This is a genomic window from Flavobacterium sp. N502536 (assembly GCF_025947345.1).
Classification (GTDB): domain Bacteria; phylum Bacteroidota; class Bacteroidia; order Flavobacteriales; family Flavobacteriaceae; genus Flavobacterium.
In genome coordinates, this window is sequence record NZ_CP110011.1 from 1,355,098 (window position 1) to 1,374,193 (window position 19,096).

Annotated in this window: 16 protein-coding genes; 5 read left to right on the forward strand and 11 right to left on the reverse strand. The window is 36.5% G+C overall.

Annotated features, from left to right (window positions below; translation table 11 throughout):
• Positions 1 to 17: 17 nt before the first annotated feature.
• The 8 genes from OLM61_RS06160 to pdxA all read right to left on the reverse strand — a co-directional run bounded on the left by OLM61_RS06160 (position 18) and on the right by pdxA (position 6,000).
• The gene (locus tag OLM61_RS06160) at positions 18 to 314 is read right to left on the reverse strand and encodes a hypothetical protein (RefSeq protein WP_264525530.1); all 297 of its coding nucleotides are present in this window, start codon (positions 312 to 314) and stop codon (positions 18 to 20) included.
• Positions 315 to 387: 73 nt separating this feature from the next.
• Positions 388 to 684, reverse strand: a complete 297-nt coding sequence (locus tag OLM61_RS06165; RefSeq protein WP_264525531.1) for a hypothetical protein — start codon at positions 682 to 684, stop codon at positions 388 to 390.
• A gap of 294 nt (positions 685 to 978) precedes the next feature.
• The gene (accC, locus tag OLM61_RS06170) at positions 979 to 2,328 is read right to left on the reverse strand and encodes an acetyl-CoA carboxylase biotin carboxylase subunit (protein ID WP_017496276.1); all 1,350 of its coding nucleotides are present in this window, start codon (positions 2,326 to 2,328) and stop codon (positions 979 to 981) included.
• A gap of 84 nt (positions 2,329 to 2,412) precedes the next feature.
• Positions 2,413 to 2,901: an acetyl-CoA carboxylase biotin carboxyl carrier protein gene (gene accB, locus OLM61_RS06175; protein ID WP_173966028.1), complete on the reverse strand. Its 489-nt coding sequence runs from the start codon at positions 2,899 to 2,901 to the stop codon at positions 2,413 to 2,415.
• 23 nt (positions 2,902 to 2,924) lie between these two features.
• Entirely contained in the window at positions 2,925 to 3,923 is a 999-nt protein-coding gene (locus tag OLM61_RS06180; protein ID WP_264525532.1) for a beta-ketoacyl-ACP synthase III, read from the reverse strand.
• A gap of 174 nt (positions 3,924 to 4,097) precedes the next feature.
• Positions 4,098 to 4,292 carry a 50S ribosomal protein L32 gene (gene rpmF, locus OLM61_RS06185; RefSeq protein WP_007137315.1) on the reverse strand — a complete coding sequence of 65 codons (195 nt, stop codon included), beginning with the start codon at positions 4,290 to 4,292 and terminating at the stop codon, positions 4,098 to 4,100.
• 9 nt (positions 4,293 to 4,301) lie between these two features.
• Entirely contained in the window at positions 4,302 to 4,844 is a 543-nt protein-coding gene (locus tag OLM61_RS06190) for a YceD family protein (protein ID WP_264525533.1), read from the reverse strand.
• A 106-nt stretch (positions 4,845 to 4,950) separates the two neighbouring features.
• Positions 4,951 to 6,000, reverse strand: coding sequence for a 4-hydroxythreonine-4-phosphate dehydrogenase PdxA (gene pdxA / locus OLM61_RS06195; protein WP_264525534.1), 1,050 nt, complete (start codon positions 5,998 to 6,000; stop codon positions 4,951 to 4,953).
• Between the two features lie 57 nt (positions 6,001 to 6,057).
• On the opposite strand from pdxA, the gene OLM61_RS06200 reads away from it, so the two are divergent.
• The gene (locus OLM61_RS06200; RefSeq protein ID WP_264525535.1) at positions 6,058 to 6,648 is read left to right on the forward strand and encodes a riboflavin synthase; all 591 of its coding nucleotides are present in this window, start codon (positions 6,058 to 6,060) and stop codon (positions 6,646 to 6,648) included.
• Positions 6,649 to 6,681: 33 nt separating this feature from the next.
• Here the strand turns inward: OLM61_RS06200 and OLM61_RS06205 are convergent, their stop codons facing one another.
• Positions 6,682 to 6,894, reverse strand: a complete 213-nt coding sequence (locus OLM61_RS06205; protein ID WP_264525536.1) for a hypothetical protein — start codon at positions 6,892 to 6,894, stop codon at positions 6,682 to 6,684.
• Between the two features lie 1,024 nt (positions 6,895 to 7,918).
• Here OLM61_RS06205 and OLM61_RS06210 point away from each other — a divergent pair.
• The 3 genes from OLM61_RS06210 (at position 7,919) to OLM61_RS06220 (ending at position 17,041) form a co-directional block, all read left to right on the forward strand.
• Positions 7,919 to 8,380: a hypothetical protein gene (locus tag OLM61_RS06210; protein ID WP_264525537.1), complete on the forward strand. Its 462-nt coding sequence runs from the start codon at positions 7,919 to 7,921 to the stop codon at positions 8,378 to 8,380.
• Between the two features lie 14 nt (positions 8,381 to 8,394).
• Complete coding sequence (locus OLM61_RS06215) at positions 8,395 to 14,706, forward strand: Ig-like domain-containing protein (protein ID WP_264525538.1); 6,312 nt, start codon at positions 8,395 to 8,397, stop codon at positions 14,704 to 14,706.
• 151 nt (positions 14,707 to 14,857) lie between these two features.
• On the forward strand, positions 14,858 to 17,041 hold the full coding sequence (locus tag OLM61_RS06220; protein WP_264525539.1) for a TonB-dependent receptor plug domain-containing protein: 2,184 nt from the start codon (positions 14,858 to 14,860) through the stop codon (positions 17,039 to 17,041).
• 186 nt (positions 17,042 to 17,227) lie between these two features.
• Here OLM61_RS06220 and OLM61_RS06225 read toward each other — a convergent pair whose 3' ends face one another.
• Both OLM61_RS06225 and OLM61_RS06230 read right to left on the reverse strand, forming a co-directional pair.
• Complete coding sequence (locus tag OLM61_RS06225) at positions 17,228 to 17,569, reverse strand: LytR/AlgR family response regulator transcription factor (protein ID WP_264525540.1); 342 nt, start codon at positions 17,567 to 17,569, stop codon at positions 17,228 to 17,230.
• Positions 17,570 to 17,796: 227 nt separating this feature from the next.
• Entirely contained in the window at positions 17,797 to 18,387 is a 591-nt protein-coding gene (locus OLM61_RS06230; protein WP_264525541.1) for an outer membrane beta-barrel protein, read from the reverse strand.
• 126 nt (positions 18,388 to 18,513) lie between these two features.
• On the opposite strand from OLM61_RS06230, the gene OLM61_RS06235 reads away from it, so the two are divergent.
• Positions 18,514 to 19,095 (forward strand): RNA polymerase sigma-70 factor, encoded by a 582-nt coding sequence (locus tag OLM61_RS06235; RefSeq protein WP_264525542.1) that lies wholly within the window; start codon positions 18,514 to 18,516, stop codon positions 19,093 to 19,095.
• Position 19,096: the final 1 nt, after the last annotated feature.

Genomic DNA, 19,096 nt, shown 5'->3' on the forward strand with positions numbered 1-19,096 from the left:
TTATAGTTCTTTATTACTTATTTTTTGATCCAGGTTCCATCTGCATTTGCATATAGAGCCCCTACTTTGTCACCTACTGTAACCTCAAGTTTATATTCTGACTTATCGTTTTTGTATGCTTTTGAAAGCAGGGCATCCGGATACGCTTTTTTAAGAGCAGCAGTTACAGCTGCAGGAACTTCTTCCACTTTAATTTCAGTGTATTCTTCCTGAAGAGATACTGCTTTTACGATTGTATTTGATATTGGAGAAGTTGAAGCAAATGATGTTAAACCTCCCAAAACGATTGCGGCTGATAGAAATAAATTTTTCATAGTGTGTATATTTTAGTACTCTTAATTTTATTTTGATGTTCTTAATTTGAATAAACATAAGAACTGTTTTAAATTATTTTTTGATCCAGGTCCCGTCTGCATTAGCAAAAAGGTTACCTACCTTTTCTCCTACTGTAACGTCTAGTTTGTACTCTGATTTCTCGTTTTTATACGCTTTTGTAACTACTGCACTTGGGTATGCTTTTTTCAAAGCTTCTGTAATTGGAGCTGGCAATTCTTCTAATTTGATTTCTGTATATTCGTCTGAAACAGAAACCGTTTTAACGATAGTACTTGCCATTGGAGCATTTGATGCAAATGATGTTAAACCTCCTAAAACAATTGCGGCTGATAAAAATAAATTTTTCATAATGTGTATATTTTAATTATTAATAGTTGTTTACGCTTTAGATAATGAAATTATTATGCCGTAACGAAAACGTTGTATCTACAATTGCTTAAATCCTTATTTTTAAAGGGATTAAGTCATATGTGCCAGAATTTCAACTTTACAAAAAGTGTGTAACTCAGGCAAAACATGTATAAAAAATACACACCAGAAGTGTTTACTTCATTAAAAAGCAAACCCGATAAGCTCTTCAAACCTATCGGGTTTACCATGTGGTAAAATAAAAAAGGCCGTCGTAATCGACAGCCTTTCGTTTTATTCCTCTATAGGTTTCATTTTAAATGTATCCATAAAAGCAGTAGTATAATCTCCTGCAATATATCTTGGGTCATCCATTAATTGTCTGTGGAATGGTATTGTAGTTTTGATGCCTTCAATAACAAATTCATCTAAAGCTCTTCGCATTTTGCTAATAGCTTCTTCTCTTGACTGCGCAGTTGTAATTAACTTAGCAATCATCGAATCGTAGTTTGGAGGGATGCTGTAACCAGAATATACGTGAGTATCTAAACGTACTCCGTGTCCTCCTGGCATATGAAGCGTAGTAATTTTTCCTGGTGAAGGGCGAAAATCGTTATAAGGATCTTCAGCATTAATACGGCATTCGATAGCGTGTAATTGTGGCAAATAGTTTTTTCCTGAAATTGGAATTCCGGCTGCTACCATAATTTGCTCACGAATTAAATCGTAATCAATTACCTGCTCCGTAATTGGGTGCTCTACCTGAATACGGGTATTCATTTCCATGAAATAGAAGTTTCTGTGTTTGTCCACTAAAAACTCTACCGTTCCGGCTCCTTCGTACTTAATGAATTCAGCCGCTTTTACAGCTGCTTCTCCCATTGCTGCACGCAACTCGTCGGTCATGAATGGCGAAGGTGTTTCTTCCGTTAATTTTTGGTGACGACGTTGTACTGAACAGTCTCTTTCAGAAAGGTGACATGCTTTTCCGTATGAATCTCCAACTACCTGAATTTCGATATGACGTGGCTCTTCAATAAGTTTCTCCATGTACATTCCGTCATTTCCAAATGCAGCAGCAGCTTCCTGACGTGCACTTTCCCATGCTTTCAACAATTCATCTTCTTTCCATACTGCACGCATTCCTTTTCCACCACCTCCGGCAGTAGCTTTAAGCATTACCGGGTAACCAAATTCTTTAGCTAATTTTTGTGTTTGTTCGAAAGATTCTAATAATCCGTCAGAACCTGGTACACATGGAACTCCTGCAGCTTTCATTGTCGCTTTAGCAGAAGCTTTATCTCCCATTCTATCGATCATTTCAGGAGCTGCACCAATAAATTTGATTCCGTGCTCCTGACAAATTTTTGAGAATTTAGCATTCTCAGAAAGAAATCCATATCCTGGATGTATTGCGTCTGCGTTAGTAATTTCGGCAGCAGCAATAATATTTGACATTTTCAAATACGATAAGTTACTTGGAGGGGGCCCAATACAAACCGCTTCATCAGCAAACTTAACATGTAAACTTTCTGCATCGGCTGTAGAGTAAACTGCTACAGTTTTGATTCCCATTTCTTTACATGTACGAATTACACGAAGTGCAATTTCTCCTCTATTTGCAATTAATATTTTTTTAAACATCTTATTTATATTAAAAATTACAAATTCCAATCTTCAAATTCCAATAATTGGATTTTGTGATTTGTCTATTGGAATTTTTAAAAATTATGATGGATCAACTAAGAATAAAGGTTGGTCAAATTCAACAGGAGACATATCGTCAACAAGAATTTTTACAATTTTACCTGAAACTTCTGATTCGATTTCGTTGAATAATTTCATTGCTTCAATTACACAAAGAACATCACCTTTAGCGATAGTGCTTCCAACTTCAGTAAATACTGGTTTGTCTGGAGATGGTTTTCTGTAAAAAGTTCCAATAATTGGAGATTTAATAGTAATGAATTTAGAATCTTCAACAGCAGCAGGCGCCTCTGCATTTACATTTACAACTACCGGAGCTGTTTGTTGAGGAGCAACTGCCTGTGGCAATGCAGCCTGAGCTGGTAATTGCTGTACATAAGTAGCTTCAGTTACATTTGTTTCTAAAGTTGTTCTGATGGTGATTTTTACATCATCCATTTCTAACTTTACTTCTGCAACTCCCGAATTTGCTACAAATTTGATTAGGTTTTGAATTTCTTTTAAATCCATAATGATTCGTTTTTAGTTTTGATTTATTTTTTATCGTATGCCCATTTTAAGTAAATAGATCCCCAAGTGAATCCTCCACCAAACGCAGCAAAAATAATATTATCTCCTTTTTTAAGCAAGTGTTCAAAGTCGCTTAATACTAATGGCAATGTAGCTGAAGTGGTATTACCATATCTTTCAATGTTCATCAGTACTTTTGACTCTTCAAGATTCATTCTGCTTGCAGTAGCATCAATGATACGCTTGTTTGCCTGATGTGGCACTAACCAGTTTACATCCTGATTCGTAAGATTGTTTCTTTGCAGAATCAATTCACTGGCATCAGCCATATTGGTTACAGCATATTTAAAAACGGTTTTTCCGTCCTGAATAATATTGTGTTGTTTGTTTTTTACGGTCTCTGCTGTAGTTGGAGTCAGAGAACCTCCTGCAGAAATTTTAAGAAAATCGCGTCCTACACCGTCGCTTCGTAAGTATTCGTCCTGTAAACCAAGACCTTCATAATTGGGTTCGAATAAAACGGCTCCCGCTCCGTCACCAAAAATAATACAAGTTGCTCTGTCTGTGTAATCTACAATTGATGACATTTTATCGGCACCAATTAAAAGTACTTTTTTGTATCTTCCTGACTGCACATAAGCTGCAGCAGTTGACATTCCGTACAAGAAACTTGAACATGCCGCCTGCAAATCGTAAGCAAATGCATTGGTAGCTCCAATTTCTGTTGCAACATAAACCCCTGTAGAGGCTACCGGCATATCTGCCGTAGCTGTTGCCATTATGATCATATCAATCTCTAACGGATCAATATTAGCTTTTGCTATTAAATCCTGTGCTGCTTTTATGGCAAGAAACGATGTTCCTTTATCAGCATCTTTTAAAATTCTTCTCTCTTTAATTCCGGTACGAGTAGTAATCCATTCGTCATTAGTTTCGACCATCGTTTCCAATACCTTGTTCGAAAGTACAAAGTCGGGAACGTAAGCTCCAACAGCGGTAATTGCGGCTGTGATTGTATTCATTATATTCTATTATTTCGTTTCAAATACAGTGTATTTGAAAAATTTTTAAAAGACTTGAAAATTACAAAAAAAAAACGAAATTAATTTGTAGAAATTTTCTTAAAAAAAGAAAATTATAACCAACAAAAAAAACTCTCACTATGTGAGAGTTCCAGTATCATTTACAAAAACGTATTAAGCAACCGCTACAGATTTATCGATAACAACTTGCCCTCTGTAATACATTTTACCTTCATGCCAGTAAGCTCTGTGGTATAAATGTGCTTCTCCAGTAATAGGACATGTAGCGATTTGAGCTACAGTAGCTTTATAATGTGTTCTTCTCTTATCTCTTCTTGTTTTCGAGATTTTTCTCTTAGGATGTGCCATTTTACTATATTATTTATCCGTTAATAGTTGCTTTAATTTGTCCCAACGCGGGTCAATATCTTCTTCTTGTTTACTCTCTTTTTTCTCTTCTTTGACCGTTAGCTCATTCAGTTTCTTTAAAGCGTCAGTTTGTAAACTTCCGTCTTTCACTCCTGGATGAACTCGTTTTAGCGGCACCGACAGTGCAATCATTTCATAAATGTATTGTGCTACATCTATTTCATGCTCTCCGTGCGGTAAGATTAAAAGCTCTTCATTATCGTTATTAAACTCCTCTCCAAAACGAACAATTAACTTCATTTTACCTTTTAAAGGCAAATCAAAATCTTCGCTTGTCAGATCACAAGGTACATTTACAGTTCCTTTGTGTTTGAATTCCAACTCTAACATGTTGCTCTTCTTCTCTAAAACTAAACCTACTTTGATATCCGAACTTTGAAATTCGTCGTAATCAAAGTTCGCAAAGAACGTGTTACTTATTTGATACTCAAAATGGTGTTTTCCTAGTTTTAATCCTACGAAAGGAATTAAAAAATCTTTTGTTTTGCTCATTTCAACATCAATTTGACCAATCCGTATCTAAAACTCAGATACCTGAATTGGGGTGCAAAGATATAAAATTATTATAAAACTAATAATCTTATTCACCTTTTTTTGTTTATAACTGTTTTTCTTTTATTTTGAGTGGTTTTTCAGTAATCTCCTCATACTGATTACGCGAGCGAAAAATATCTATTCCGAGATAAACTGCTTCTTTAAACGAGTTAAAATCAGCCATGTCTTTTCCGGCAATATCATAAGCCGTACCGTGGTCTGGCGAGGTTCTCACCTTATTTAAACCCGCTGTATAATTCACTCCTTTTCCAAATGATAATGTTTTAAACGGAATCAATCCCTGATCGTGATAAGTCGCTACAATCGCATCGTACTTTTCATACTGACCGCTTCCAAAAAAACCATCTGCCGAAAACGGACCAAAAACCATCGTTCCTTTTTCAAAAATTTTCTTCAGGGTTGGTTTTAAAATCAAATCCTCTTCTTTACCAATCACTCCTCCATCACCACTGTGCGGATTCAATCCTAAAACAGCTATTTTTGGCTTCACTATACTAAAATCCTGAATCAGAGATTTTCGGATCGTTTCAATCTTTCTGGTGATCAGCTCTTCGGTCAAATGCGAAGAAACCTCACTCAACGGTACGTGATCCGTTAGCAAACCTACCCTCAAATTGTCCTGAACCATCATCATTAAGGCATTTCCATCTAACTCCTGATCTAAATAATCGGTATGTCCCGGAAATTTAAAATCTTCCGACTGAATGTTGTATTTATTGATTGGTGCTGTTACCAGAACATCTATCAAACCTTCTTTTAACGCTTTGGTAGCCGCAACAAATGATTTAATCGCATATTGGCCAATTTTTTCATCATTTTTACCCAGATTGATATCCACTCCTTCTTTCCAAAGGTTAAAAACATTGACTTTTCCAGGCAAAATCTGCTCTAACTTATCCACACCATGAAACTGAACTGAAGATGTAAAGCTCTTTTTAACAAAAGAAAGTATTTTAGCGTTTGCAAAAATAACTGGCGTACACATCTCCAACATACGGGAATCTTCGAATGTTTTCAATATAACTTCGCTTCCAATACCGTTTAAATCTCCAATTGAAATTCCAACAATTATATTTTCTGCTTTTTTATTCATGAGCTCAGGTTATTTATTACTAATTTTGATGTGCAAATTTAGTAAAATAAAACAACAATGTTCACAGGAATTATAGAAACCCTAGGAAGGATTCACGAAATAAAAAAAGATCAAAACAATCTTCACATCACAGTTGACTCATCTATTACAAATGAATTAAAAATTGACCAAAGCGTTTCCCACAACGGAATCTGTCTGACAGTGGTAGCCATAAAAGATTCATTTTATACGGTAACCGCTATAGATGAGACCATTTTAAAAACAAATATCGGCGAATGGAAAGAAGGCGATATTGTAAATCTAGAAAGAGGAATGAAGCTTGGCGACCGTTTAGACGGACACATTGTGCAAGGACACGTTGACCAAACCGGGACCTGTATTAAAATTGAAGAAGCGCACGGAAGCTGGAATTATACTTTTGAATACGACAAAAACCTCAGCAATATTACTATCGAAAAAGGTTCTATTACAGTTAACGGAGTAAGTCTGACGGTTGTAAACTCTAAAACAAACGAATTTAGCGTTTCCATTATACCGTATACTTTTGAGAATACCAATTTTAAAAATTTCAAAGTTGGAACCAAAATCAACCTTGAATTTGATGTTGTTGGCAAATACATTTCAAGACTTTATGCGATAAACAAGTAGTGCTTGAAAACCACACATAAAAAAAGCTTCAATTTACATTGAAGCTTTTTTCATTTTATTTCTGTATATAATTGTAATTCCTAAAACAATAGCCACTATTGCTAAAAAAACTAAGTGATCGTCTATTGGAACTATGTCAGGATCATCCGGATCATCTGGTGGTGGCGGTATGGATTGTGCCAAAGCACTAAACCCACTTATCAAAGTCAGGCAAATTGTAAAAAAAACAGTCTTGATTATCTTCATAATTTTAACATGCTGCAATACAGCAAGGTAGGTTGTTAAATTTAGCTAATTTCATATAATTCGCACAAAAACAGGGGCTTACAACGAATTATTTGGCAAATGTATAAGTTTTTTGCAGAAACACAAGATTTAAAACAAAAAAAGAAAAACAAAAACGATATAGCATTTTTAACGTAAGAATAACCCTTTAAAACAGTAATCCCCTCATTACTACATACGTATATTTCTGTTCCTTAGATTCTTTTCCTACAAATCTAAATTTCAATTTCAATATTAAATCCAACTTTATCATCTCAGCGAACAAAAATCCATCTGAATAATTCAAAATTATTGTCTTTTACTGTAATTTTTAATTTTCCAAACCGACTTAAAGCATAAAAAACGATTCGCTGTCAACTACCCCAAAAAAATTATATTCTTTTTAATGAGTTACATTGTCATTACGTACAAACCTCTACTCTAAAACACTACCAACTTTTTTGTGTTCAAAAAACCAAATATTAACACGAAATAACCAATCATTACATACAAATGGCAGTTGTTACAATAGCCAAATTAAAACAAGGCTAAAACTATACTTTTGTCCCATAATAAAACAAAATTTGAGTCTATTTTAGATCAAAGCAGGTTTTAAACCACATTTTAAATCAGAGCTCTCAGAAAGCAAAAATACCTGATTGAAAGACAATTGACTTGAATTTAACCGCTGAACTTATACCTGTTGACCATGAGAATTTCTTTATTTAAAGAAATTAACAAGCAACAAGCTCCTAATCTAATTGAGTAAAGTCAGTTCACTAAAAGAAAACGAAAATTGTTTTTGTGTTTCTCCAAACATTTAAAACAGCGTTTTAGCAAAAATTAAAGCATTAACAATTGATAGGATATAATAAATCCATCTTCAATCGACCTATAAACAATAGTAAGAATCAAATAATTGAATTACGTCCCAACGGATTGTTTATTCAGGTTATTTAAGCAATGGATCTGCAAACAGATCATCAATCTCAAACCTATTTATAAAATGAAAAAACCTACTATTATATTGCTTCTATTATTGTTCTTTTTGCAACTGTCAATTGCACAATCACAAATTGGAAAGGAAAAATTGAAAGAGTTTCGTAAAAGTCCGAAATGGAAAGAAATGATGAATGATCCCAATGCTAATTTCAATGAAACCAATGTTGCTTTTAAGGAATTTTGGAAAGGAAAACCCAATCCGTTAGAATTGATGGAGGGAGAAGAAGAAGCTTTAGAAGAATTAGAAGAAAGATCCTTTATTTCCAGACTCTTTAAAAGTAATAAAACATTAAAAAAAGAATCGCTTCAGCATGCTGAAGATTTTAAGAAATTTAATTTTTGGAGAATCAAAAGCGAAGGTTTCATAAAATCTGACGGAAGCGTAATGACTCGGGATGAAATTCAAGAGATGGTCCGGCAAGAACTACAAAGCAGACAAAAAAACGAAAAAATAATCCCCCAATAATCTTAAAATAACCCATGCAAACAAATTTACGTATTGCAGTCTTACTTGTATGCTCTCTTTTCTTTAACGTTACAAGTGCTCAAACTCCCAATTGGAAAAATATTGGACCTATACTCTTTCCAAAGAAGACCGTTGATCAGATACAAGGTATTGGGCGTTGTATTCAGATTAAATTTCACCCCTCAGATCCTAACAAAATGTATGTTGCCAGTGCTTCAGGGGGATTGTATCAGAGTAATGATAAAGGTCTTCATTGGACTTCATTAGGAACCGATCAGGTTGCTAACACAACGTCTTCCTCTATAGCCATAGATCCTACCAATGATCAGGTGATTTATTGGGGAACAGGTGATGCAAATAATTCTTATGATGGTTTGGGTGTCTATAAAACGATCAATGGAGGAACCACCTGGACCGTATCTAATTCCGGAATGGGCAATCGATTGGTGATACACCTGCTTATTCTTCCTACGGATCACAACACTATCATTGCGGCTACAAGTAACGGTATCTATAAATCGACAGACGCGGGTGCTAATTGGAGCTTAAAATCTGTTCCTCGTATTGAAGTTCAGGATATGTGTTACAAACCAGGCACCAATGGTCAGGTAATTTATGCAACGGCTTCTAAAAAATTTTATCGTTCACTAGATGCCGGAAACAGCTGGACTGAAATCACTTCTCCAGCCTTTGTATTCGGAGCTAACGGAACAAGAGTATCCGTTTGTGAAGCCGATCCAAATGTTGTTTATGTTGCTAATGTTGGTGCTAATACGATAGGAGAAATTTATAAATCAACAGATGGAGGAAGTACCTTTACCAACATGCGTTCGACTAAGGAGTGTCTTGCCGCATATTCGGCATCCGGGGGAGGTGGTCAGGGAGATTATAATTTTGATTTTGAAGTCAACCCTGCTAATTCAAACGAGCTTTATGTATGTGCTCATTTGATATGGCGTTCTACAGATGCAGGTGTTACCTGGGTGCAGCAACAAAAATCCTGGTCATCCGACCTTCATACCGACCAACATCATATTGTATTTGATCCTTATGTTAGCGGTCAGCTGTGGAATGCCAACGATGGCGGAGTCTGGAGCAACATCGCTAATGGCACAGGAGAGTGGACTCCAAAGTCTGACGGTATCGCAGCCACCGAAATTTATCATGGTGCCATTTCCAAAACAAATCGAAATCTATTATATATAGGCACACAAGATAATGGCGGAATTTATTATAATAACGGTACCTTTTATAATAACAGGGGAGGCGACTTTGGTCCGTTTATGTGGTTTGATTATTCCGGTAATTTTTACTCTGAATCAGACGGAAGTAGACACATATATCCTTCGGATTCTGACATAAGCTTGAATCTGCCGGAAACTCCATCGGGTGGAAAATTTACTTTCACTGCCGTCAATGCCGACATTGCTTACCATGCTAATGCCGGAAAAATTTATCGTTGCATTAACCTTACTTCAGCTTCTCCTTCCTGGACACTTATTTACACCATACCATCTGGTAAAGTCAAAGACCTCCAGGTAGATCCTGGTAATGCCGATCGCTTGTATGTATTTACAGATTCACCTGCATTATATCGATCTGACAATGCGATGACTGCTGCCTCTTTTGCTCAGATAACTCTCCCTGTTCAATCCACTAATGGTTCTGTAGCTCCCATACCTAATTCAGATGTTGTATACTTAGGACTTGGAAATACGATCTATCGCTCTGCGGATAAAGGGACAACATGGACCACCACAAAAGGATTTCCTGCAGCAAAAGTGTTAAAAGTGGTAGCTGATTATAAAAGTACCAATGAGGCTGTCTATGCTTCTTATCCCTTGGGCGTATATTATAAGGACAACACTAAATCATCCTGGATAAATTATTCTTCAGGCCTTCCTATAATTTCCGAAATAGTAGATATGGACATTTACAATGATGGTATCTCTAAAGGGATATTGAATGCTTATTTTTATGGAAGAGGCGTATGGCAGAGTGATTTGGTTCCTCCTCCGAGTAACATTACGGTGGCTATGACTTCGCCTGCCAACAATACAACATTTAGCAGTCCTGCTACTATCAATCTTCAGGCAACAGCTTCCGTAAGCTCAGGAAATATTAGCAAAGTAGAATTCTATAATGGCACTACCTTACTAGGTACAAGCCTGTCCTCTCCACATGTTTATTCGTGGAATGGAGTATTGCCTGGAAATTACGATCTGACTGCCGTGGCTTATGATAATTTGGGAAATAAAAAAAGCTCTGCCTTAGTGACTGTTACGGTGACTTTTGTTTGCAATAAAGTTTCAGGGACTCCCTTTGGTACTTCTCCTTATGTAGCAGGCAGTGAATATGATAAAGCATTTGACGGAGATATAAATACAAATTTTAGTGCTAAATCAGCCAGTTCAGGTTATACCGGATTAGATCTTGGAACCGCAAAAGTTGTTACAAATGCCAGATATTATCCAAGATCATCGCAAGCAATAAGGATGAAAGATGGAAAATTTCAGGGTTCCAATACGTCCACTTCTGCTGGTTTTGTAGATCTCTACACCATCCCAACCGAGCCAAATTATGCCTGGCAAGACGTTAGTATACCAAACAGCACAGCCTACAGGTATTACAGGTATTTATCGCCAGTAGACGGTTATTGTGATGTGGCTGAAATTGAATTCTGTACTCATAATGAGCTTCCAACCATAAACCTTACAGCACCAATCCATAATGAGCTTTATACTGCTATTCCTGCGAATATAAATATTACGGCAGCTGCTTCTGATATGGATGGATCGATAAGTAAAGTTGAATTTTATCAGGGTGAGACTTTGCTTGGTATTGATACGTCAAGTCCTTATTCGTTTGACTGGACGGGAGTTCCCAGCGGTACTTATCAACTTCTTGCAAAAGCTTATGATAATCTAAATGCTGTAGTGGTTTCCTCTCCTATTACCGTCGTAGTAGGAAATCAAAAACCAACAGTTTCAATTATTTCACCCGACGATTATGCTGTCTTTGCAAATCCTGCAAATATTACTATTTATGCAACAGCCTCTGACGCTGACGGTACTATCAGTAAAGTCGAGTTTTACAATGGCTCCTCTTTGTTAGGGACTTCAACAACTAATCCATACAGTTACCATTGGGCAGATGTGCCTGTAGGAACTTACACGCTTACAGCTAAGGCGTATGATAATAATGGTGGAACTACAGACTCTTCACCCATAACTGTTAATGTTCCTTTCACTTGTTCTCCGCTTTCGGGCAGCCCTTTTGGCACTCCTCCCTATTACACATATGCTACCTATGACAAAGCATTTGACGGAGATCTAGGAACAACTTTTCAAGCCAGTACATCTAATAACGGTTATACCGGATTAGATTTTGGAACAGCAAAAGTTGTTAAAGCAATACGTTTCTATCCAAGGGCATCTAGAGAAAGTAGAATGAACGGAGGGAAATTCCAAGGGAGCAATGTTGCAGATTTCAGTAGTGGGGTAGTCGATCTATACACCATCCCTTCTATTCCAGTTCTAAAATGGAATGAGGTTGCGCTTTCCAATGAAACTACTTTCAGATATGTGCGTTATTTATCTCCGGCAGGGGGATATTGTAACGTAGCGGAAATTGAATTTTGCGGGTTAAACATTGTGCCAAAGGTAAACATTACTGCTCCGGCAAATGCTGCTACTTATGTTGCTCCGGCAGCAATTAATATTGCTGCTGATGCAAATGGTTCTGTAAGTAAAATAGAATTCTATATAGGAGCTTCTTTAATTGGTACCTCCACTAGCAGCCCATACAATTACAACCTTACAGGAATAAGTGGCGGAACTTACAATCTGACAGCAAAGGCTTATGACCCTGCCGGGGCAGTTGTTTCTTCAGCTCCCGTAAACTTTACTGTCATCAATAATATTGCTCCAACAGTAAGCATTACCGCTCCAGCCGACAATGCAATTTATGTTGCTCCAGCCACTTTCGCTATATCAGCTACAGCTAACGATGCCGACGGAAATATAGACAAAGTAGAATTCTACAATGGTCCTGCACTATTAGGAACCGTTAACGCAAGTCCGTATACTTTTAATTGGACCAGTGTAGCTGCCAGAACGTACACCTTAACGGCCAAAGCTTACGATAATAATGGAATTGTTACCACTTCGTCTGCGGTTTCGGTCAAAGTAAACCAACCGCCTACAGTGAATATTAGCAGTCCGGCCGACAATACAATTTATGTTGCTCCAGCCACCTTCGATATATCAGCCACCGCTAACGATACCGACGGAAGCATAAACAAAGTAGAATTCTATAATGGCCCTACACTATTAGGAACCGTTAATGCAAATCCGTATACTTTCAACTGGAACAGTGTAACTGCCGGAACATACACGTTAACGGCCAAAGCTTACGATAATAATGGAACTATTACCACTTCTTCTGCAGTTTCAGTCAGAGTGAACCAACCGCCTACAGTAAGTATTACCACTCCAAAGAATAATAGTAACTACATTGCTCCTGCTTCTGTTACCATTAATGCTACAGCTGCAGATACAGATGGAATTGTAAATAAAGTAGAGTTCTATAATGGAACTAATTTAATCGCTACTTCAACCACCTCTCCTTACACTTGTAATCTAACAAGTATTTCCGCAGGTGCTTACTCATTGACCGCTAAAGCCTGTGATGATAGAGGTACATGCACTACTTCTTCTGCAATTGCAATTACGGTAAATACACCTATCAATCAAGCTCCTTCGGCAAGCATTACTTCTCCTGCAACTAATACTGTATTTATTGCCCCTGCAAACATTACAATCAATGCTGTAGCTGCCGATTCTGACGGAACAATTTCTAAAGTAGAGTTCTATAACGGAGCAACTTTATTATCGTCTTCGACAACAAGTCCGTATACATACAATTGGGAAAATGTGATTGCGGGAACTTATGCCATAACGGTAAAATCATATGATAATGAAAATGCGACAGCAACATCAGCTGTGGTAAACGTGGTCGTTAATAATAATCAGGCTCCAACAGTAAGTGTTACTTCTCCGGTTAATAATACGGCATTCATTGCTCCTGCAAGCATTATAATCAATGCAGCAGCAGCCGATGCTGACGGAACAATTTCTAAAGTAGAATTCTATAACGGAGCAACCTTATTATCGACTTCAGCAGTCAGTCCGTACACCTACAATTGGGAAAATGTGACTGCGGGAACTTATCAGATAACAGCAAAATCATATGATAACGCAAATGCAACAGCAACATCAGCTGTGGTAAACGTAGTCGTTAATAATAATCAGGCTCCCACAGTAAGCGTTACTTCTCCTGGAAACAACACTGTATTCATTACTCCTGCAAGCATTACGATCAATGCCGTAGCAACCGATTCTGACGGAACAGTTTCTAAAGTAGAGTTCTATAACGGAACAACTTTATTATCGACTTCAATAACCAGTCCGTATACATACAATTGGGAAAATGTGACTACGGGAACTTATCAGATAACAGCAAAAGCCACAGACAATACAGGAAACCTGACCAGCTCTACTCCTGTAAATATTGTTGTGAAAACTAACCCGATAATTAGTATGATTTCTCCCTCTGAGAATGATCAGATAGTAGATCATGGAAGTGATGTTTTGTTCAAATTCAAGGTGACTGATCCTGATGCTGTAGTATCATCCATTATCATTAAAGACAATGGGGCGGTAATTTCTACAATAAGTAAACTTCCTTATTCATTTACCCTTACTAATTTAAGTTCGGGAGACCATTATTTCACCGCAACCGCTGTTCTTGAAAATGGTACCGAATATACATTTACAAGTTTGAATATAGTAAGTAAAAATTGTAAAAGTATGGAATGGAATACTTCAACTGATTATTTAATTGGAGATCAGGTAATCTACCAAAATAGTATTTACAGGGCTTTGGTAATTAACAAAAACAAACAACCGGATCAAGATAAATCCATTTGGTCTAAGATAGGAACTTGCGAGAATCTCTCCGTTGAAGATTTTCCTGCACCTAAATCTAAATACATCTTATATCCAAATCCATGCACCACACATTTCAACATCAAATTTATGGATTGTGCCGGAAAGAGTTTTTACTATAGCATAATGGATATGAACAGCAGGGTAATTAGAGAGAACAAAAGCGAGAGTATCAACAATGTTATATTTGAGAAAGAGGTAAACATTCAGGGGTTATCTTCAGGAACTTACATTGTAATTATTCATTTAGATGAGAAAGTATATAATGAAAAAATAATTATCATAGAAAAGCCTTCTATGTATAAGAAAAAGAGATAATGTTCTTTATCATTTTATGTTACGCAGAGAAAAATATTTAACATTTATAGCTTTTAGAAGTTGTGTAATCCTAACGCTTTACAATACTATAATCTATACCCTTTTTATTCAAGAGAAATTTCAAGTCAATTTATTACAAACCCCAAATTAAATGAAAAAAGCACACCTTTTAATAGCATTCTTTGTTGCTATCACAGCTTATTCACAACAAATTACCGACACTACCGAGCCAAAGAAATTAAATGAAATACATCTAATTACAGAACGCTACTCGAGGTCCACTCAGGATATGAAACACATTTCGAAAAAGGAAATAGAGTTTCAAAAAAGCCAAAATACTGCCGATTTACTAGCCAACACAGGTATAGTAGCTGTTCAAAAATCGCAGCAAGGCGGAGGAAGTCCCGTGTTAAGAGGGTTTGAAGCCAATAAGATTCTGCTTCTCGTGGATGGGATCAGAATGAACAACCTTATTTACAGAGCAGGGCATTTACAGAATATAATTACTGTTGACGAAAACTCGCTGGAACAGATTGATGTACTTTTTGGCCCCGCATCTACTATTTTTGGAAGCGACGCGTTGGGTGGTGTTATTAATATGAGAACCAAAAACCCCATGTTTCTTACCCAAACGAATAACAAGGTGTTTTCAGGAAATTTAATGTCAAGATACAACAGTGCCAATAAAGGATTAACACAATATTTTGATCTTAATTTTGCAGGTAAACGATGGAGTTCTCTATCGTCTTTCTCGTATAATAGTTATGGAGATTTGAGAATGGGAGGTAATCCTAAGGGAAAGAATGAATCTTTTGGCGAGCGCCCTCAATATGTTGAAACTTCGAATAATGTAGATTATTTGGTGCAGAATGAGAATCCGCTTATTCAGAAGTTTTCCGGATATAAGCAATATAATGCCATGCAAAAGATCATCTTTCAACAGGATGAAAATACGCAGCACAGCCTGAATCTACAGTATTCGACTTCTACAGACGTGCCAAGATATGATCGTCTTACTGACCCATCGGGTTCGGGGCTGAAATATGCTGTTTGGAATTACGGTCCGCAAAAAAGATTTCTTTCGGCTTATAAATTTTCGAAACAAAAGGCCTTGTTCGACAGTGATATGAATCTTGGCGTAAGCTACCAAAATATTGAAGAAAGCAGAATCTCAAGAAAATTTAACGATAACAAAACTAAAACTCAGCTCGAAAAAGTAAATGTATTTGCTGTTAATGCCGATTTCAGAAGAAAACTTGGCAAGGGTGATTTTCTTTACGGAGCCGAATTCTTTTATGACAATCTGAATTCGACTGCTACTAGTTCAAACCGCGTCACAGGTATTGTGACTCCAACAGATACTCGTTACCCAAACGGTATAAACCACACTTTAAGAGCAGATATTTTTGCAACTTATAATGAAAAAATAAACGAAACTACTTTCTATAATTTGGGTATGCGTACCGGTTATTCTGCCTTAAAAAGCACTATTGCCAATAATTCTTTTTTCCACCTTCCGTATAACATCATCGAGCAGAGCAACTTCACGTATAGCGGTACTGCCGGAATTATGAAGAATATTAAGAGCACTAAATTGGTTTTCAATCTGGCTTCGGGTTACAGAGTTCCAAACGTGGATGATTTAGGAAAGCTTTTCGAATCAATGCCTGGAACCTTAATTGTACCGAATAAGGATATTGCTCCTGAGAAATCAGTAACGGCCGATTTGACTGTAGCATTTGGGCAGGGAAAGAGAATTCAGTTTGACAATACGGTGTACTATACCCGCCTTTTTGATGCCATTGTTACCGATCATTTTTTGTACAATGGACAGAGTTCTGTGATTTACGAAGGAGTAAACAGCGAGGTATTTGCCATGCAAAACAAAGGAAATGCTTATATAGGCGGTTTTTCTTCTTCCCTGAAAATCGCCATTACAAAACCACTGACGATTTATGGTATGGCAACTTTTACCAAAGGGGAAATAATGAACAGTACAGGGAATACTCCGTTGGATCATATCTCTCCAATGTACGGAAAAACAGGATTGAAGTATGAAAATAAAAGGATGCTTCTGGATTTCTATATGTTATTTAATGGCAGGAAAAATAGTAGTGATTATGCCCTGAATGGTGAGGACAACGAAAAATATGCCCCTAAAGGAGGTATGCCGTCATGGCAAATCCTTAATTTCAAAACAGCCTTTTTTATCGATAAGAATCTGTCAGTTTATGCCGGAATTGAAAATATTTTAGACCTGCAATACCGTGTTTTTGCATCGGGGATCAATGCATCGGGCCGAAATATATCCGTATCAGCAAAATACCAATTCTAATATAAAATTCAGATTTATAATCTCAACGAACAAAAAATCCATCTGAATAATTCGAAATTGGTTGCTTTAAATAAAAGCTCCGGTCCTTCAAAATAACTCAAAACACAAAAAGACCGTTTCGTTACCCGAAACGGTCTTTGTTAATACTATTTAAAAGCTGGTTTCTCTTTTGCTGTTTTTTCTACATTATTTTAATCCAATAAATTCACAAAACACCTTGTGCTTTCTATTAGAAATGGGCAATCTCATGTTATTTGTCATTTCACAGAAAAACCCCTCATTTTTTTTAATCCTATTGACATGAGCTATATTAACGATATACGATTGATGAATTCTGAAAAAAAACTCATCCCCAAGATCACTTTCATATTTACCTAAATTCTGACATGCAACATATTGTTTACCATCAAGTGTAAAAATACTTGTGTATCGCCCATCTGCAATACAACAAATAATTTGATCCGTTTTAATAAAATCAACTTTATCAAAAGAGGATATCAGAATATACTTTTTCACTTTACTATCCATAGCTTATTTTTATTAATTGATACACAAATTAATCTTAACCTTCTACCAAACGTATATTCGTTAAATTTTTAGACGGGGTTAATTCAATACCTATAAATATAGGTTCCGGGTCTCCAAAAAAGACGTCTCACTTCATTACAAACTCGCCTACTAGACAAAAAAAGTATTCCTTCTTTTCGCTTCCTTTTCACGCCCAAAACCTATATTTCTATGGGTTAAATTATTATTTAAAACTTATAGTTTAGTCCCGCACTGATAATTCCCCTATACCCGAATCCTACTTCGGCAAACGCTCCAAATTTTTTACCTACGCGAATACCTGCAGGATTAACCTGGAAAGCAAAATCAGTAGTATTGTCTTTAACAGCTGCTTTGTTCGGTTCTGTACTTGTATACTTGTCCAGAATAACACCTGCAGCAGCCGAACCATAAAAATCCAGCCAAGCTGTTTTTATATAACTAAACGACATGGCTGGCATCACCATAAAATAGTTATTGGTTCTCTTAGCAATAGCTTTGTTATTTTTGTCAAATTGCTCGGTTTGTTCCTGCTGAAAAGCGACATCACCACCTACTCTTATTCGTTCGGTAATTTGATTTCTATACCCTAACCCAAAATTCCCGGAAGATGTGGTCTTAGAATTTAGTTTTTGCCCCAGAATTGCGGAAGACAATGCATTCGAAAAACCATCAGCAAAGCTAATTGGTATACCATCGCTATAGGTTAGGTTTACTTCATGCTTAGCTGTTTCTTGTGCTTTTACGACCAGTGTACTGAATGTTAAAAAAACGGTACTTACAATAATTGATTTTTTCATCTGTTTTAATTATTTTAGTTAAATTCGTGGCAAGAACTATTTATTGCCCTATTACTAATACGCTAAAAATTAAAATACCCCTACGCTACACTAAAATTTTAAATTTTATCCCTATGTTTTCAGGATATGAATGAGGACTTAAAGCATTTTAAACAATTATTCTCCGAGCTTTACCAGCCATTGTGCAATCATGCCTATAAATATCTTCAGGATAGGGACGAAAGTGAAGATGTGGTGCAGGAACTGATGATTAAAATATGGGAAACCCGCAAGGATTTACTTTCTGAAAAGAGTCTTAAATATTACCTGTATATAGCGGTTAAGAACCGGTGCATAACCCTTCTGAGAAAAAAAACTTATATGCTTGACATTGATGAAATGTCGATCGATATTGCCGAAGAAATTCCCGAAACTAAACCCTTACCAGATGCGAATCAGCTTATAGAAGAGGCGTTTAACGGAATTCCACCAAAATGTCTTGAAATTTTTAAACTGAGCCGTATTGAAAATTTAAGCTATAAACAAATTGCGGAGAAATTAGAAATATCAATAAAAACAGTAGAAAACCAGATGGGTAAAGCCATCAAACACATACGGGAGTTTGTCAAACAGCATCCCAACTTAATTCTTTTATTTAAGATATGGTATTTTAGTCATTATATCGTGGGGGTTTTGAAAGAATTTGTGTTTTATTTAAAAGAGGTATAAC

Coding starts and splice junctions, on each gene's coding strand:
- pdxA (WP_264525534.1), bottom strand. CDS start 6,000: ATGAATAAAAAAGCAGAAAATATAATTGTTGGAATTTCAATTGGAGAT.
- OLM61_RS06235 (WP_264525542.1), top strand. CDS start 18,514: ATGAATGAGGACTTAAAGCATTTTAAACAATTATTCTCCGAGCTTTAC.
- OLM61_RS06225 (WP_264525540.1), bottom strand. CDS start 17,569: ATGGATAGTAAAGTGAAAAAGTATATTCTGATATCCTCTTTTGATAAA.
- OLM61_RS06160 (WP_264525530.1), bottom strand. CDS start 314: ATGAAAAATTTATTTCTATCAGCCGCAATCGTTTTGGGAGGTTTAACA.
- OLM61_RS06200 (WP_264525535.1), top strand. CDS start 6,058: ATGTTCACAGGAATTATAGAAACCCTAGGAAGGATTCACGAAATAAAA.
- rpmF (WP_007137315.1), bottom strand. CDS start 4,292: ATGGCACATCCTAAGAGAAAAATCTCGAAAACAAGAAGAGATAAGAGA.
- accC (WP_017496276.1), bottom strand. CDS start 2,328: ATGTTTAAAAAAATATTAATTGCAAATAGAGGAGAAATTGCACTTCGT.
- OLM61_RS06220 (WP_264525539.1), top strand. CDS start 14,858: ATGAAAAAAGCACACCTTTTAATAGCATTCTTTGTTGCTATCACAGCT.
- OLM61_RS06180 (WP_264525532.1), bottom strand. CDS start 3,923: ATGAATACAATCACAGCCGCAATTACCGCTGTTGGAGCTTACGTTCCC.
- OLM61_RS06215 (WP_264525538.1), top strand. CDS start 8,395: ATGCAAACAAATTTACGTATTGCAGTCTTACTTGTATGCTCTCTTTTC.
- OLM61_RS06205 (WP_264525536.1), bottom strand. CDS start 6,894: ATGAAGATAATCAAGACTGTTTTTTTTACAATTTGCCTGACTTTGATA.
- OLM61_RS06190 (WP_264525533.1), bottom strand. CDS start 4,844: ATGAGCAAAACAAAAGATTTTTTAATTCCTTTCGTAGGATTAAAACTA.
- OLM61_RS06210 (WP_264525537.1), top strand. CDS start 7,919: ATGAAAAAACCTACTATTATATTGCTTCTATTATTGTTCTTTTTGCAA.
- OLM61_RS06165 (WP_264525531.1), bottom strand. CDS start 684: ATGAAAAATTTATTTTTATCAGCCGCAATTGTTTTAGGAGGTTTAACA.
- OLM61_RS06230 (WP_264525541.1), bottom strand. CDS start 18,387: ATGAAAAAATCAATTATTGTAAGTACCGTTTTTTTAACATTCAGTACA.
- accB (WP_173966028.1), bottom strand. CDS start 2,901: ATGGATTTAAAAGAAATTCAAAACCTAATCAAATTTGTAGCAAATTCG.